Origin of the sequence: Pseudoalteromonas sp. TAE79, from assembly GCF_000498015.1 — a bacterium.
Taxonomy (GTDB): domain Bacteria; phylum Pseudomonadota; class Gammaproteobacteria; order Enterobacterales; family Alteromonadaceae; genus Pseudoalteromonas.
The window spans coordinates 32,798-48,461 of the sequence record NZ_AUTL01000148.1; the positions used below are offsets into that span (position 1 = coordinate 32,798).

Sequence of the window (15,664 nt, forward strand, 5' to 3'; positions counted from 1 at the left end):
AAAATAGCCACCATAATGATTTAAAAGCCTTACTAAAAGAGTGTTAAAATGAATAAAGAAAATGATGTAATTTCTAGTCTAGCCGAATTAGAAAGCTTTTTATTAAATGTAGAAAACGGCGGTCTTGGCCTTAAGGGTGTTTCGGGCGTTGGTATGGCAACAAACAATAGTGATGGTAGTCGTTTTGTAGCCGTGTTTGACGACCAACAAAAATTACTTTTAGCGCGCGGTATTACAGAAGATGTATTCCAAACAGGGCAAGACTTGGTACGTAATGGTGTAGGGCGCAAGCACTAGTACTTTAATAAAAAAAGCGCTTAGAGCGCTTTTTTATTTTAATTTCAATAAATTGAAATTAAATTGCTTCATATAGATTCCACAAAGACCACTTCAAGTTAATAACAATTCAATACAATCCACTCAAAAACCACAAAGTTTAATAGGTAAATTCTTTTTTATTAAGTGCGCTTTGATAAATAAGATAGTGCCACAGGTAAGTTTTGGCTATATTTTGAAGAGAAGTTTAACTTTTTGATAGAGAGGTATTAATTGGTCGGTATGGAGAGATTCGAACTCTCGACCCCTGCCACCCCATGACGGTTTTAGCTGTTGTATTTAAAGTTAAATTCAATCTTAAACTCTTGTTTATAATTGATTTTAGCTTCTCGTGATTTCAGCAAGTTTCTAAAAATTAAGTTGTACTGGCTACACATTGGCTACACGCTCGGGTTCAATATGGCAGATTTAACTTCAATAACACAAGCTAAACTATCGACATTTAAAAAAAGTGCAAAACCGCGACAACAGTTAGGATGCAACAAAATTTCAGGGTTTTTCTATCTTAAGCTTTCTCATGGTGGCGCATGGAGATTGCGTTACACTGATTTACTTGGAAAGCGCAGAACAGCCACAATAGCAGACGCGAACATAAAACCAAGCCAAGCGGCAGCGGAGGCTATTTCATGGAAGGCTAAATTAAGAGAGGGCATCGATCCGCTTTCATACAAAGAAGGCTTAGCGCAATCACAACGCGAAGAAGAACAGCTAAAAGCAGCCAATGTATATTTAAAAGTAGGTGAGTTTTTTGAGGCAATCTATACCCCGCATAAATTAGATAACTACCGGTATGGCGCAGGTACATTAAAAGTAATTAAACATAATTTTGATCACTTGTTTAACCGTGAAATGGATAAGCTAAATAGCGCTGATATTTTACATTGGTATAACAAACGCAGGGCTAAAGGCATAAAGCGCTCTACCTTAGTTCGCGATTTTGGCGCGTTCAAAGCTATGCTTAATTATGCTGCTCAACCATTAAAAGGTGTAAGTGAGCCTATTCTTAAAGTTAATCCAATTAAAAGCATTACCTTGCCAGCTTTAACTATTAAAGAGCAAGATGAGCTAGAGGCGCATAATGAAAAGCTTAGCCACCAGCGCGATATATTCAGCAATCAAGTTAAACAGCAAATATACACAGGTTTAGCTCTTTACTCTGAAAAGTTAAAACGTCAGAGGCGCTCAAGCATAGCTCACGGCAAAAGCCACCTTATTAATTTAGATAACTTAACTTACCCACACTGGTTTATTCCTTTTTGCCATATTGCACGTTTAACGGGTATGCGCCCATCTGACATATACGCTTTGAAATGGGAAAACTTACTGTTTAATCAGTTCAACGACCAAACCACACTAATTTTTACACCCAGTAAAACTAAAAAAGCAGAGAACAGCCGAAAGATTAAATTTCCTGTTACTGGAGAGTTAAAGCATGTATTCGATAGCTGGGAAGCACAACAAGAACAGGCTAAACATGGCTTAATATTCAAATCAGATCGCACTGACAAAACTTTAGAGCGTAAAGCCCACCTGAGACACTGGAAGCAGGTTAAAGCGCTTGGTGGAGTGTTAGAGGGATTAGATTTTTATTCGTTCCGCCATAACTTTATATCTGAGCTGGTGGCGCGTGGTGTGCCTGTATTAACCATTGCGGGTTTAGTTGGGCATAAAGATGGTTCGATGATAGCGGCTAATTATTTAAGACATGATGAACAAGACACGGCTGGTATGTTAGAAAGTATAAACGGTGATTGGAATAGTATGTCAATCTTAAGGAATACCTATGGATGAAAAATCTATAAAATTACTTTTGGATAACAATTTGCTTAAGTTCAACAGCTATAAAGCTCTACCTTCTTATTATAATCCAAAATTATTGATACCGAAAAAAATGCAAATGAATATCGAATATCTAGCTCAGATTATTTATCCGAGTAACAAAATAAATCGTGAAAAGTTCATTGATGCTTGTCAATTAGGCATTCTACGTATCAAAAAAAAATCTAATATTATTTTAGAAGAACACACTAGTAATAGACAGTGGGATAGGGTCGACTCTTGTCTCAGAAAAGGAACTAAAAAGCTAACTAAAGTAATGATTCTTTGGCAAGCTTATGAAGATTATACAGAAGCTTTAAAATTAGATAAAAAAAAGTACTTTACCTTCGATCAATATATTATTCGTAATGTTGCTTTTTATTGTCAAAGAGAAAAGGATTACTTAGATGGTTTGAAGGCCGATGACGCATTTAGTGGTGAGTTTAAAAAAATGGCTAATATATTTACTAATGTTGAAGCTGACTTTGTTCGTGGGAGGGATAATAGTTTGCGAGGTTTACAGGGAGCAAGAATTGATGCGCATGAAATGGCTAAGCCTTACCTAAGAGATTTTAAAGATGTCAAAAAAGTTATTCATTTATTACAGGGTTATTATCTGAGCCTAAAGTTGTCGGGATATAACAAAGTACCTCACCTACTTTATTGTATAAAAGACCCTGAATGGGTAACAAATGCGATAAAAATTAGTCAGTACAAAATATATGACATCATTATAAATAATAAAAAAGCTCATGATGAAGACAAAAGAGTCATTGAGTTACCTATAAAAAAAATGGACTTTGTTTTTATGGAGCATGCTCCGTTATTTCCAGTAAAAAGAGGTTTATTGTGACTCGCGCGTTTTTGATCCTATTTTGAATATCTAGTTAAATCATACTAAACCTGAAACAACAACAAATCAGGTGATTTATTATGAACCATTCAATTTCAAACGAAAATTTACGTTTAAAAGATGCGGCTGCTTATATCGGTGTAAGCAAGCCTACATTGTGGCGTTTGGCTGAGCAAGATCCAAACTTCCCTAAACAAATCCGCATAAGTAGCCGTTGCTGTATCTATAGGCGCTCTGACCTTCAATCTTGGCTAGCGAGCAAGGAGGTATAGCAATGAAAGATTTATATGATTTTAACCCTTGTTATATCCCTAAACCAAATACTCAAGCATACAAATTACTCTTATTGCTTTTAGAGAGAGATAAGGTATCAGAAGCTGAATTAACCCACACCTTTAATGGTCGACAACGTAGCCCGCTGCAAAGCTTGGGAGGGGGTACGTATTGCTGGAACATCATTAACCATACAAATGATAAAGGCGTTATTTTTGCGCGTAGCTTAGACCCAAGGCATAAATCGGGTTCAAAACTTGATGATGAAAAAGCAAGAGCTGAGAGGAAAAGTGAATACAAACGTGACTCTCATAAACTGGCTAAGCAAGGTCGACTTAGAGAATCAAAAGCCTTTATTGAATCAGTTAGTGCAAAGTCAGAATTAGCTAATTTAGTGAGCAATGCTGCAAATGATGATTACTACAATCAACAAACCCAAAATGAAAAAGCCAATACAGCGCCAACTGTAAAGGCTTCTAGTTCAAATACTGGTGATGAAAGTTTACAGACTAAACACCAGCCAAAAAAGGAGTCAAAAGAATGAGCCCTTTTAAAAATTACAAACAATTCGTGCTTGCGTTAATTAAGTTACTTAAATCAGAAGCGCCTGTAAAGCTTAGCGACCTATTAATGTTTCTTATTTTCCAAATGATAGTGATAGTACATTTTATAGACTGTGGGTTTAAGTCGGGGGCTTTATGAACACAAATAAAAAAGCCCTTATTAAAGGGCTGATTAAATCAACAGGTTGCGTGTTTAATTATACTCGAAATGAACAGCAATTGCTCAGCCATTACATAAATACAAACTCATTAACTAATGCTGCTATTTCAAAACGAGGTAATTGTCATGCTTAATTTTTTACATGCTAAAAGTCACAATGTTACCGCTGATTTTACTTATATAAATTGGCATGAGCTAACACTCAAAATTGAAAGCCCTAAAAACTTAGATGCAATAACGCCGAAAGAAGCGAAGGCTAAATCGGCAGTTATAGCGGCTACCGATGCGCCCAATAAAACAAAAGAGTCAATTCTCTTACATGATAACTTTACGCTACTTAGGCTTGATTTAGACGATACTAACCTAGAGTTAGCGACTATTGCCGACATGCTAGAAAGTATGTGTATTGAGTCATACATAATCCATACAACAGCAAGCCACCAGCAACAGACCACAACAAATCGGTATAGAGTTTATATAGAACTAGCCGCTTCTATTACTTATGAGGTGTGGGCGGCAATGGAAAGCTATTTAAGCTATGTGTTCATGGCAGATGATTGCGCCAAACGCCCGCAGCAAATAATGTATTTACCTGTCCGCTTAAAAGGCGATAGTTACCAATTTAAAATTGCAGCAGGTAGGGCGCTTGATGTTGAAAGCTCTCAGCTTTACAAAGACGCACAAGCTTTAGAAGCAGAGCAAAACCAGGAATTAGAAAAGGCTACTAGCCTACCTGTTAAGCCAAGTTATCAAACTCAGTTAATAGGTAAGCAGGTATCTATTATCGATGCTGTTAACAGCGCTTACTCATGGCATGAGTTACTTATTCAATACGGTTACAAAGCACAAGTTAAGGCGTATTTACCGCCAGAGTCCACCAGCAAACAGGCAGGTGTTTACATACTAACAAGTAATACTGATGGAAAAGAGCGGTACTATTCGCACCATGAAAATGACCCCTGCGCTAATGGCTTATGTATAGATAAGTTTGATTTTATGGTGATACGTTCCTATCAAGGCGATTATAAACGAGCATTAAAGCTGGTGGCTGAAACTTACTTTTCTGAGTTGCACAAACACAACTTAAAAGAGTACAAAATTCATAAGCAAAACCAACGCACTCAAACGTTGTTTATGGGGGCTAAATTATGAGTATAGCTATACCAGCCCCGCATAAAAGCTACGAAATAGAGTTGCCTCAAAATACGGTACTAGATAGGCCACGCTTTACCGATTTAAAAGAGGATAATAAAGGCAATGTAAGAGTACTAAATACTAATCAAAACCTCGCTGATCTAGCTAATTTTTGTAGCTTAGATTTTAGGTTAAATATGATGACCTTTAATAATGAGGTGTGCGATATTTTTGGTAGCTTAATAGCCGACTCGTACGACAGCATTAACAGTAAACTTATATCAGCTGCAAATATTTATGGTTTACCTGAAAAGGCAATTAACACACATTTAGTTGCATTATGTGAGCAAACTAAATACCACCCTATAAAACTATACTTAGATGGTGAGAAATGGGACGGTAAAGAGCGCGTAAGTGCGGTTATTAGCTGTTTAAATGCTAAACATGAAGCGTTAGCCGATACCATATTAAAGCACTGGCTGGTGGGCTGTGTGGCTTCTCTTTATGAGAGTAATTTTAATAGTAAACTTGTACCAGTATTACAAGGAGATCAATCTTTCAGAAAAACAGCATTTGTTTCTCGCTTTGCTGAGATTATCCCACATGCGTTTTTAGAAGGGGCAGCTTTAAACCCCGATGATAAAGACAGTGTGTTGTCGTGTATTCGCTCATTTATTGTTGAGCTGGGCGAACTTGAACGCACCAGTAAAAACTCACAAGGAAGTTTGAAAGCGTTTATCACTAATAAGGTTGATACGGTTCGCCCACCTTATGCAAGGCTCGATATTAAAAAACCAAGGCAAACACATTTTATTGCCACGGTTAACGGTAGCGAGTTTTTAAAGGATGAAACAGGCTCAAGCCGCTTTGCTGTTATTGAAATGGAACAAGCCGCTAACATGGATGAGCTAAACGAATTACTAGGCTGGCACTATGACGGTACAGGCTCATTAAAACAGGTTGATGAGTCACAACTTAAACAGTTTTGGTTTGAAGTAAAACACCTCTATTTAAGTGGTTATGGCTGGATGCTAAAAGACGAAGATTTACAGCAAATAGCCAAGTTTAATGACAGCTACCAAGATAAGGGCTTTGCGTATAGTTACATATACGACAATTATATAGCACCAGCCAGCAAGATAGATTTTGCAAACGAAATAGACAGGCCGCAGTGTATAAATGGTTGGTTTGCCGCTGGTGAGTTAATTTATGAAGATAAAAAACTTAACTCTTATACAAGCGGTGTTGTCGGTAAAGCGCTAAAGCAGTTAAGCCGCGATGGCTATTTACAAGCCAAAAAAGCAGGGGGGAATCAAACACGCTATAAATTAAGCATTTACTAGCCGTTTCTTCTATATTAACTGTTAGGTTAGTTGAGTAAAGTTAAGCTCTTAAAATTTACCTAACCCCGCTAAAGCCCTTTATTAACAAGGGCTTTACTTGTTTCTAGTTAGGTAGTTAAGTAACTTTCTATAAATAATCAAAATAGCTGATTAAATACGTGGTAGTCAGTAAAAGAAATAAGGACTACCGAGTATAGAAAAGGCTAATATTATAAAGTTAGCGTTTTTACCTAACACTTAACCTAAATATGCTTTAGTTATTAATAATCAGTTATTTAGTAGTTGTTAGGTTTTTATTTTTTACCCAATAAGTTAAGTGATTTACATAACAGCACGAAGGAGTAAGGATTAAAACTTACGCCCTTCAACATCTACTAAATTACATTGACCATTGCTAACCAAAGTTTTAACAGGTACTTCATCAGGAAATTTAGCTGAAGAAATTTGAGATGTTTGCGTTACATTAAGGTTTACTCTACTTATATCAAAGATACGAACTATTTTTACACCATAACTTGTTTTTGATTCACGATAAGAGATTTTATCAGGGGTAAAGAATGCTTCAGACTTGAATGCGTAACCAACAGAAAATGTGTGAGTTACTTTTCCTAGATCTTCATCAACTTTGACAGTGAAGTTTTGTTTTTCTTTATCAGCTATAATTTCGCATTCAAGGTATACAGGTTTTGCGAGAGAGCTTGCTGAAAAAAGTAGTGTACTTATGCTAATAAACTTGAGGTACATTTTAACTTCCTTGTTTGATATTTTTATTTAAATATAATAGAACATACAAATATAGTTAGTCTATATCTTCAATAATCACCGCAGTACCCGATGCAACAATAAACAGCATGCCAAACTTACCACCGCCAGATATTTCACTGTAATCTAAGTCTATACCTACTACAGCATTAGCACCTAAAGAAAAGGCTTCTTTTTGCAATTCAGCTAAAACGTTTTTACGAGCGTCTTTCAATGTATTTTGAATACTTTTATTTCTGCCGCCAAAAATATCACTTATGCTCGCAAATAGGTCTTTAAATATATTCATACCATAGGCACACTCGGCCGTTATAACGTCCAATCTTTTAAGCACTTTTAAATTTGATGTTGTTTCAGTGGTGAGTATAACTTCGTTCGGGCTTCGAATTATTTTATAATTTTTTGCAGTGAGACTCTCTTTTATTTTTACGATTTCGCTAACTGTTTTTTTGTCTTTCATTTTTTCATGGAAAGTAGACAACTTACGCTTTAAGTATATGTCTTTTGTGCTCTCTAATTTTTGAGCTGTTGCTTCTGACACATCAGTTAAGTGTTTCCCATAAAACAGAACGTCATATGATGAAGTACCTTTAACCGTTCGCAAGCCTGCAATACCATATTCTTTTGAATTAAAGTTGAGTAATGTGCTTGTCAGAGTGATTTCGTTATTGTGTACATCTGTCAGCTTATCCTCAATATTATTGGTTATTATTATACTTTCTTTAATACCGTGCTTTTTATAGATCCCAGATTGACTAAATAAAGTTGATAGATTACAAAGAAATTTATCCTTATAAAAGATTGATGCAACCCCTTTATACCCATCCTTTTTTAGTGAAAAGCTTAGGCTGTCAATATCATAAGTTATTTCTGTAAAATTATTCGTCAGGCCTTTGTCGTTTAATGTCCATTCTGTTTTTGTATTTGAAGAAGATGATTGTTGGTTGTCTGATAGAAACATAACCGTCCTTAGTAGTTGTAATTATTTTAGAATTACAAAAGAACGAGGCAAATTCAAGCTATTTAAATTTAATATTATAAAGCGATATTTAATGTACTTTTTAGTAGGTCATATCCGCATGATACTAAGCTAAGAAAGGGTATAATAAGAACTCATATTGGGGGATATATGAATACATCACATAAAATTAATAACGATAAGCTAATTTTTATAACGCTGGTGGAGTTGATAAACCAATCCAGTCGATACAAAAACCCTAGTTATCGTGTTTTAGTCAATTACCTTAATAATAAAGGCATTAAGACAAGCTGGGGTAATACTTGGACTAGTAAAAGCTTATTCAGGTATCTACAAAGAAACGGCTTCTCTGGCGTATGGGGGCTAAGAAATAGCTTAGAACAACATAACAAATTAGCTAGATTTCTCTAGGGTATTTTCAGACACCGTAAAAGGAAGATTCGCAACCAGTACGCGCGAACGATTAAAGAGATAAATTTTTTAATTCCCGACTATAAAAAAGAAAAGAGTGGCTACAGATTGGCTACACGGAGCAGTTTAGGTTTTAACGAGAGATTTATAAGTTGAGGTAAGATATTGAATTAAATGGTCGGTATGGAGAGATTCGAACTCTCGACCCCTGCCACCCCATGACAGTGCGCTACCAAGCTGCGCCACATACCGACGTTGTATGCAATAGTACGTGTATTTTTTTAAAAATCAATAAGCGATTGTTTGTTTGGGTGTTTATTATGCAAGAGACCTAAAAAGGCACTCTTGCGGTGTATTAATTGGCTAGTCTTTATTTAACCACTTTTTGATCGAGTCATACATCTCATCGCGTATTAATAACTGAGCTTTTTTGTTAGGGTGTAAACTATCGTTTTGCATTAATTCAGGTTGGCCGGCAATGTTTAGCATAAAAAAGTTCATTAAATGCGCATTTGTCTCTTCGCTAACGCGCGAAAAAGTGTCAGTAAACATTTTACTGTAACGCGGGCCGTAATTAGGGGGAATGTAAACCTCCATTAAGGCGGTCATCGCATTAGCTGCTTGGCTTTTTTGAATAAGAGACGTTAAGTTAGTTTGCATTTTTTTAACTGGGAAACCACGTAAACCGTCATTAGCACCTAGCTCAATAAGTACATGAGTGGGTTCGTATTGCTCAAGCAATGCATCTAAACGGCGTAGGGCTCCACCAGATGTTTCGCCACTAATACTGGCGTTGATAAGTTCAATGTCGGCTTGTTCGTCATCGTATTTATCTTGTAACAATTTTACCCAGCCTTCTTCTTGTTGAAGTCCGTAGGCTGCGCTTAAACTGTCACCGAGTATTAAAATCGTGTTGTCGGCTGCTGCGCTCAGCGGTTTGATAACTAAAAATAAAATGAATACTAAACGAAGGATTGAATGAGTCATATGTCAGCGCTTTCTCAATTAAATATAATTCAGGTTAATGGTTTGTCTAAAGTAGTCTCTACCTTTGAAGGTGAGCTGCCCATCCTCAGCGACATCAGCTTTAATGTCAAGCATGGCGAGTCTGTTGCTATAGTTGGCACATCGGGCTCTGGTAAATCAACGTTACTCAGTTTATTAGCGGGGCTGGATACCGCAAGCAGCGGCGAAATATTTTTAGATGGCGAGCCATTACACAATTTAGATGAAGAAGAGCGTGCTGCACTGCGCGCGGCTAAAATTGGATTTGTGTTTCAATCGTTTATGTTAGTACAAAGCTTAACAGCACTTGAAAACGTTATGCTGCCAGCAGAGCTCGCTGGTGAAAGTGATGCAAAAGAGCAAGCAATTGCTTTGCTTGAAAAAGTAGGCTTGAGCCATCGAATTGATCATTATCCGTCGCAACTCTCTGGCGGTGAACAGCAACGTGTTGCTATTGCGCGAGCATTTATTGGTACACCTAAAATACTATTTGCTGATGAGCCTTCGGCTAATTTAGACAGCAAAAACGGTAAAATGATTGAATCCTTATTATTTGATTTAAACACGCAACACGGCACTACGCTTATTTTAGTAACTCATGATGAAGGGCTTGCACAAAAATGTGAGCACATTATTCAAATAGAAGCGGGTTTACTGGTAAAAAGCCAAGTAGAGGACGTTGCTAATGTGGGTTAAGTTAGCGCTTAAATTATTTTCACGAGAATTTCGCCGTGGTGAGCTCACGGTTATAAGCGCAGCTATCGCCCTTGCTGTTTTAACCGTGCTTACACTGTCGATGGTTACTGAGCGAATAGGGCAAAGTATTGCGCAAAAAAGCAGTGCTTTTATTGCAGCAGACCGTGTACTTGCAAGCGACCATGTTCTGGACACCGCTTTTATTACTCAAGCACAGAGCCAAAATTTAAAAACGGCGCAAATGGTGTATTTCGACACTATGTTGTTTGCCGATGATGAAATGCAGTTTAGCTCAGTAAAAGCGGCATCTAATGCGTACCCGCTAAAAGGGCAGTTAAAAGTTAAAGATACACTAACCGGTGAAACTAAAGTTGCTAATAGCGGGCCAACGCCGGGTAATGTGTGGCTAAGTGAATCGGTATTTTACAGTTTAAATATTGATATAGGCGCGCAAGTAGAGCTTGGCGCGGCATTATTTAATGTTTCAAAAGTTATTGTAGAAGAGCCTGACGCGCCATTTAATGTATTTTCAAGTAGCCGTCGTGTGCTTATTAATATTGACGATGTGGCAAAAACTGAAGTTGTGCAGCCGGGTAGTCGTGTTTATTATCGCCAACTTTATGCAGGTAGTGAGGCCGATATAAATAGCTTTTACGAGTGGCTTAAACCACAAATGAAAGAAAACCAACAATGGTATGGCGTTAAAGACCGCCAATCACCCATTTCAAACAGCTTAAACCGCGCTGAGAGTTTTTTATTACTTGCTGGTTTACTAGGTATTATTTTGGCTGCAGTGGCTATAGCTGTTTCAGCAAAACGTTATTGTGAACGCCAATACGACCCAGTAGCGATGATGAAAACGTTAGGTGGTAGCCGCTCAATGATCCGCAAAATATACATGCTTCATTTATTGCTTGTATGTGCAATGGCGGTAAGTATAGGGCTGTTAATTGGTTATGGCTTGCAAGAAATAGCAACAAGTTACTTATCAAAAAGTATGGGCACAGAGTTACCCTTGGGTGGCTTTAAACCTTGGCTGGTGGCTATAAGCACTGGCGTAATTTGTGCTGTTATGTTTTCTATTAAACCGTTATTTGATTTATTTGATATTCCACCGCTTAGAGTACTGCGTCGTAACTTAGGCGACAAGTTGGCAGTAAGTCGTGTGCATTTAGGTATGAGTGCGCTAACCGTGTTTTTATTAATGTGGTTATTTAGTAACAACATAAAAATAACGCTTATTTTGTTTATATCAACACTTGCGCTAATTGGTGTGCTGTTTTTAGTATCTAAATTAATATTTGGTGGTGGTCGAAAACTAGGATTAAAGCCAGGTAATAGTTGGTCGCTTGCAATTGCATCTATTCAAAAGCGTGCCAATGTGAACGCGGTACAGTTAATTAGTTTTTCGTTAGCGATTAAATTACTGCTGTTTTTAGTGGTACTTAAAAACGACATGATATCTGATTGGCAGTCGCAACTTCCAAGCGACGCGCCTAATGCGTTTTTAGTTAATATTACGCAAAATGAGCTTGAGCCAATTAATGAATATTTAGCTCAAAAAGACATTCAGGTATCAGAGTTTTATCCAACTATTCGTGGGCGCGTAAATGCGGTGAACGGCGAGTTGGTAGCACGTTCTGTATCGCTGCAAGACAACGAGAAAAAAGACGAAGAAGCACGTGCAGGTATTGGTCGTGAGCTAAATCTAACATGGCTTAAAAATGTGCCTGATCAAAATGAAGTAACACAAGGCACGTGGTTTGGTGAAAATGCGATGGCTGAAGCCTCAGTAGAAGAGTCGATGCTTGAGCGTTTAGATGTTGAGATAGGCGATACGCTTACATTTTTAATTGGTTCGCAGTCGTTCGACGCTAAAATCACCAGTGTGCGCAAAGTAAATTGGGCCACGCTTAAACCTAACTTTTTTATTATTTTAAGTCCTGATGTACTTGCAGATTTTCCGGCGACGTATATTTCGTCGGTACGTATAAATCCAGATCAAAAACGTGACTTTAGCCAGTTATTACGTACTTACCCTACTATTACAGCGATTGATATTGATAACTTTGTTAAGCAAATACAAACAACTATTTCGCAAGTATCGCTCGCCATTGGCTTTGTACTTGCAATTGTTGTGCTGTGTGGCGCGCTTGTACTTATATCGCAAGTGCAAGCTAGTCTAGGTGAGCGTATGCAAGAAATTGTAATACTTAGAACGCTTGGCGCTAAAAGCCGATTAATTAAAAACGCGACCCTGTATGAGTTTTTATTACTAGGCGGTTTAGCTGGCTTAGTTGCCGCATTTTTTAGTGATATAGCGCTTTTAATTGTGCAGCAACAAATGTTTGATTTAGCAGGTAAGTTACACCCACATATATGGATTATTGGGCCGGTAGCTGGCGGCGTATTTGTGGCAGGTTTAGGTTATTTAATGATTGCCCGAAAACTTAAACAAAACACCCAAGGATTAGTGCGTGCCCTAGGGTAAGCTTAAACTAACATGCTCCTGTAAATGCCCACCTAGTACGTGGGCATTTTTGTTTTTCTTTGTACTGGTAATTTATACAGTGCTCTGGCATTATTGGCGTAATTTAAAAATAATAACAATGGAGCGCTGTTTGGCCATCATTTTAGGGATCGATCCTGGTTCACGTTTGACCGGATATGGTGTTGTTGCCCATCAAGGTTCTAAATTTACATACTTAGGCAGTGGCTGTATTAAGCTAGCCGATCATCCTTTTCCGATTAGGCTTAAAATGATCTACCAAGGCATTACACAGCTTATTGAGCAGTTTTCGCCAGAAACTTTTGCCATTGAAAAAGTATTTATGGCGCACAACCCCGATTCAGCTTTAAAACTAGGTCAAGCTAGAGGCGCTGCGATTGTTGGCGCTGCGATGGCCGACTTACCCGTATTTGAATACTCAGCTAGGCAAATTAAGCAAGCAGTAGTGGGTAACGGTGGCGCAGATAAAACACAAGTGCAGCACATGGTAAAAAATATTTTAAAACTACCCGGTACGCCACAGGCCGATGCAGCGGATGCACTCGCTATTGCGATTTGCCACGCCCATTCAGAACAAAATTTAATTAAACTAGCGGGCAGCGCAAGCAAAACCGTTAGAGGACGTTTAAGGAAATAACTATGATAGGCCGCTTAAATGGTATTTTAGTCGAAAAACAACCACCAGAAATATTACTCGAAGTAAGTGGTGTAGGTTACGAAGTACAAATGCCAATGACCTGTTTTTACGATTTACCAAAAATTGGTGAAAATGCGATTGTTTACACTCACTTTGTAGTGCGTGAAGATGCTCAACTATTGTTTGGTTTTAACAATAAAGTTGAACGTGCCTTGTTTAGAGAGCTATTAAAAGCAAATGGCGTAGGGCCAAAACTTGGCTTAGCTATTTTATCGGGCATGTCAGCAAAACAATTTGTAAGTTGTGTAAATAACGAAGACTCAACATCGCTTGTTAAATTACCCGGTGTAGGTAAAAAAACAGCCGAGCGTTTAGTACTCGAAATGAAAGACAGGCTAAAAGATTGGGGTAATGATTTATTTACGCCATTTAGCGACAGCGCAGTAATAGAGCCAATGAGCGATGCGACAATTGCTAATAATGCAGCGGATGATGCCGTATCGGCACTGCTTGCATTAGGTTATAAATTGCCACAAGCTCAAAAAGCAGTAAAATCGATAAGTAAACCCGATATGTCTACTGAGGTTCTTATTAGAGAATCTTTAAAATCTATGTTGTGAGTAACCCATGATTGAAGCGGATCGCTTAATTGATGCGACTGAAAAAACAAATGAAGACTCTATAGATCGTGCAATAAGACCAAAACTTTTAGCCGACTATAGAGGCCAGCCTCATGTTAAGCAGCAAATGGAAATTTTTATTGAAGCTGCCCGAACCCGTGGTGAAGCGCTCGATCATTTATTAATATTTGGCCCACCTGGGCTTGGTAAAACCACGCTTGCAAATATTGTAGCCAATGAATTACACGTAAGTATTAAAACAACATCAGGCCCTGTACTTGAAAAAGCAGGCGATTTAGCCGCACTACTTACCAATTTAGAAGAAGGCGATGTACTGTTTATTGATGAAATACACAGATTAAGCCCACAAGTTGAAGAAATACTCTATCCGGCAATGGAAGACTACCAGCTTGATATAATGATTGGTGAAGGCCCAGCTGCGCGTTCTATTAAATTAGACTTACCTGCATTTACACTTATTGGTGCAACCACACGAGCAGGCTCTCTTACATCGCCACTGCGTGACCGTTTTGGAATTGTGCAGCGATTAGAGTTTTATTCTGTAGAAGATTTATCGCACATAGTAGGGCGCTCTGCACATTACCTTGATTTAGAGATGTGTGATGATGGCGCTACCGAAATTGCTCAGCGCTCGCGCGGCACACCGCGTATTGCAAACCGCTTATTGCGCCGTGTACGCGATTACACTCAAGTAAAATCTGACGGCACAGTAAACGCCGATGTAGCTAAGCAAGCCCTTGATATGATTGACGTAGACAAAAGTGGTTTTGATTATATGGACCGCAAGTATTTACTCGCCATAATCGAAAAATTTATGGGCGGTCCTGTAGNATGTAGCGGCTGCTATTGGCGAAGAGCGCGAAACAATAGAAGATGTGATAGAACCATTTTTGATCCAACAAGGATTTATTCAGCGTACACCACGTGGGCGCATAGTGTCTGACAGTGCATACTATCACTTTGGTTTACTTCCTAAAAAAGATTAGCCTCATCATATACATTACTTGCTGTGGTTTATTGCGCAGCAGGTAATTGTCTCAGTATCCCTTTGTATCAAGTTATTATACTCAAAACCTCAACACTCTGTTGCAAATGTTATTCCAAAATACTAATACGCTTTATAGTTAACTGTTAATTCACAGGGCGTTAAGACTCGCGAAGCTATCCTGCGTACCATTCAAACTAGTAAGGAATTACTTATTGTAAATTAGGTAGGGCAATTATTAGTTTATAAGTAAAATATGTAGCGCACTAAATTGCAGGCAAAAAAAAGCCCGCAAAAAATGCGGGCAAACAACAAGTTGAAGGAAGTAATCCAGGGGAACTACGTTTTACTAAATTTGGTTTTATCCACAAAGAGTAAAACAATGTAATACGATAAAATATCCTATTACTAAGAACTTGGCTTAATGAAACTATCTCATTCAGTGCGCTAGCTCGGTATGGGAGAATAATACGTAAGTTTACTTTTTTGTTCAAACTAGAAAATTTGTATTTTCAGATTAGAAAAACTAATTTAGTGAATTTTATTGTTGTTTGAATCT

The 15,664-nt window shown here is 37.9% G+C and carries 15 protein-coding genes, 1 tRNA gene and 1 pseudogene; 13 read left to right on the forward strand and 4 right to left on the reverse strand.

Features of this window, described 5'->3' with window-relative positions; translation table 11 throughout:
* The first annotated feature begins 48 nt into the window (after positions 1-48).
* From L655_RS0110685 to L655_RS0110725, 8 genes are all read left to right on the forward strand, one after another.
* Positions 49-297 carry a hypothetical protein gene (locus L655_RS0110685; protein ID WP_024605028.1) on the forward strand — a complete coding sequence of 83 codons (249 nt, stop codon included), beginning with the start codon at positions 49-51 and terminating at the stop codon, positions 295-297.
* 438 nt (positions 298-735) lie between these two features.
* Positions 736-2,127: a tyrosine-type recombinase/integrase gene (locus tag L655_RS0110690; protein ID WP_024605029.1), complete on the forward strand. Its 1,392-nt coding sequence runs from the start codon at positions 736-738 to the stop codon at positions 2,125-2,127.
* A complete protein-coding gene (locus tag L655_RS0110695) occupies positions 2,120-3,007 on the forward strand; it encodes a hypothetical protein (protein ID WP_024605030.1) in 888 nt (295 codons plus the stop codon). The genes L655_RS0110690 and L655_RS0110695 overlap by 8 nt, the downstream gene beginning before the upstream one ends.
* Positions 3,008-3,087: 80 nt before the next feature.
* Entirely contained in the window at positions 3,088-3,279 is a 192-nt protein-coding gene (locus L655_RS0110700) for a helix-turn-helix domain-containing protein (RefSeq protein WP_024605031.1), read from the forward strand.
* A 2-nt stretch (positions 3,280-3,281) separates the two neighbouring features.
* The gene (locus L655_RS0110705; protein ID WP_024605032.1) at positions 3,282-3,824 is read left to right on the forward strand and encodes a hypothetical protein; all 543 of its coding nucleotides are present in this window, start codon (positions 3,282-3,284) and stop codon (positions 3,822-3,824) included.
* 154 nt (positions 3,825-3,978) lie between these two features.
* Positions 3,979-4,137, forward strand: a complete 159-nt coding sequence (locus L655_RS1000000127430; protein WP_158000953.1) for a hypothetical protein — start codon at positions 3,979-3,981, stop codon at positions 4,135-4,137.
* Positions 4,130-5,155 carry a hypothetical protein gene (locus L655_RS0110720; protein WP_024605033.1) on the forward strand — a complete coding sequence of 342 codons (1,026 nt, stop codon included), beginning with the start codon at positions 4,130-4,132 and terminating at the stop codon, positions 5,153-5,155. Before L655_RS1000000127430 ends, L655_RS0110720 begins: the two co-directional genes overlap by 8 nt.
* Complete coding sequence (locus L655_RS0110725) at positions 5,152-6,480, forward strand: VapE domain-containing protein (protein ID WP_024605034.1); 1,329 nt, start codon at positions 5,152-5,154, stop codon at positions 6,478-6,480. The genes L655_RS0110720 and L655_RS0110725 overlap by 4 nt, the downstream gene beginning before the upstream one ends.
* A gap of 348 nt (positions 6,481-6,828) precedes the next feature.
* On the opposite strand, the gene L655_RS0110730 is transcribed toward L655_RS0110725, so the two are convergent.
* The 4 genes from L655_RS0110730 to L655_RS0110750 all read right to left on the reverse strand — a co-directional run bounded on the left by L655_RS0110730 (position 6,829) and on the right by L655_RS0110750 (position 9,619).
* Positions 6,829-7,224: a hypothetical protein gene (locus tag L655_RS0110730; RefSeq protein WP_024605035.1), complete on the reverse strand. Its 396-nt coding sequence runs from the start codon at positions 7,222-7,224 to the stop codon at positions 6,829-6,831.
* Positions 7,225-7,279: 55 nt separating this feature from the next.
* The gene (locus L655_RS1000000127975) at positions 7,280-8,203 is read right to left on the reverse strand and encodes a YbjQ family protein (RefSeq protein ID WP_024605036.1); all 924 of its coding nucleotides are present in this window, start codon (positions 8,201-8,203) and stop codon (positions 7,280-7,282) included.
* Between the two features lie 604 nt (positions 8,204-8,807).
* Positions 8,808-8,884 (reverse strand) — tRNA-Pro (locus tag L655_RS0110745).
* A 111-nt stretch (positions 8,885-8,995) separates the two neighbouring features.
* On the reverse strand, positions 8,996-9,619 hold the full coding sequence (locus tag L655_RS0110750) for an arylesterase (RefSeq protein WP_024605038.1): 624 nt from the start codon (positions 9,617-9,619) through the stop codon (positions 8,996-8,998).
* On the opposite strand from L655_RS0110750, the gene L655_RS0110755 reads away from it, so the two are divergent.
* The 5 genes and pseudogenes from L655_RS0110755 to ruvB all read left to right on the forward strand — a co-directional run bounded on the left by L655_RS0110755 (position 9,620) and on the right by ruvB (position 15,106).
* Positions 9,620-10,333 carry an ABC transporter ATP-binding protein gene (locus tag L655_RS0110755; protein ID WP_008137049.1) on the forward strand — a complete coding sequence of 238 codons (714 nt, stop codon included), beginning with the start codon at positions 9,620-9,622 and terminating at the stop codon, positions 10,331-10,333.
* Positions 10,323-12,824: an FtsX-like permease family protein gene (locus L655_RS0110760; protein WP_024605039.1), complete on the forward strand. Its 2,502-nt coding sequence runs from the start codon at positions 10,323-10,325 to the stop codon at positions 12,822-12,824. The genes L655_RS0110755 and L655_RS0110760 overlap by 11 nt, the downstream gene beginning before the upstream one ends.
* 130 nt (positions 12,825-12,954) lie before the next feature.
* Positions 12,955-13,479, forward strand: a complete 525-nt coding sequence (ruvC, locus tag L655_RS0110765; RefSeq protein WP_007378888.1) for a crossover junction endodeoxyribonuclease RuvC — start codon at positions 12,955-12,957, stop codon at positions 13,477-13,479.
* Between the two features lie 2 nt (positions 13,480-13,481).
* Positions 13,482-14,099, forward strand: coding sequence for a Holliday junction branch migration protein RuvA (ruvA, locus tag L655_RS0110770; protein ID WP_002960647.1), 618 nt, complete (start codon positions 13,482-13,484; stop codon positions 14,097-14,099).
* 7 nt (positions 14,100-14,106) lie between these two features.
* Positions 14,107-15,106: pseudogene (gene ruvB, locus L655_RS01000000125470) on the forward strand (Holliday junction branch migration DNA helicase RuvB).
* Positions 15,107-15,664: the final 558 nt, after the last annotated feature.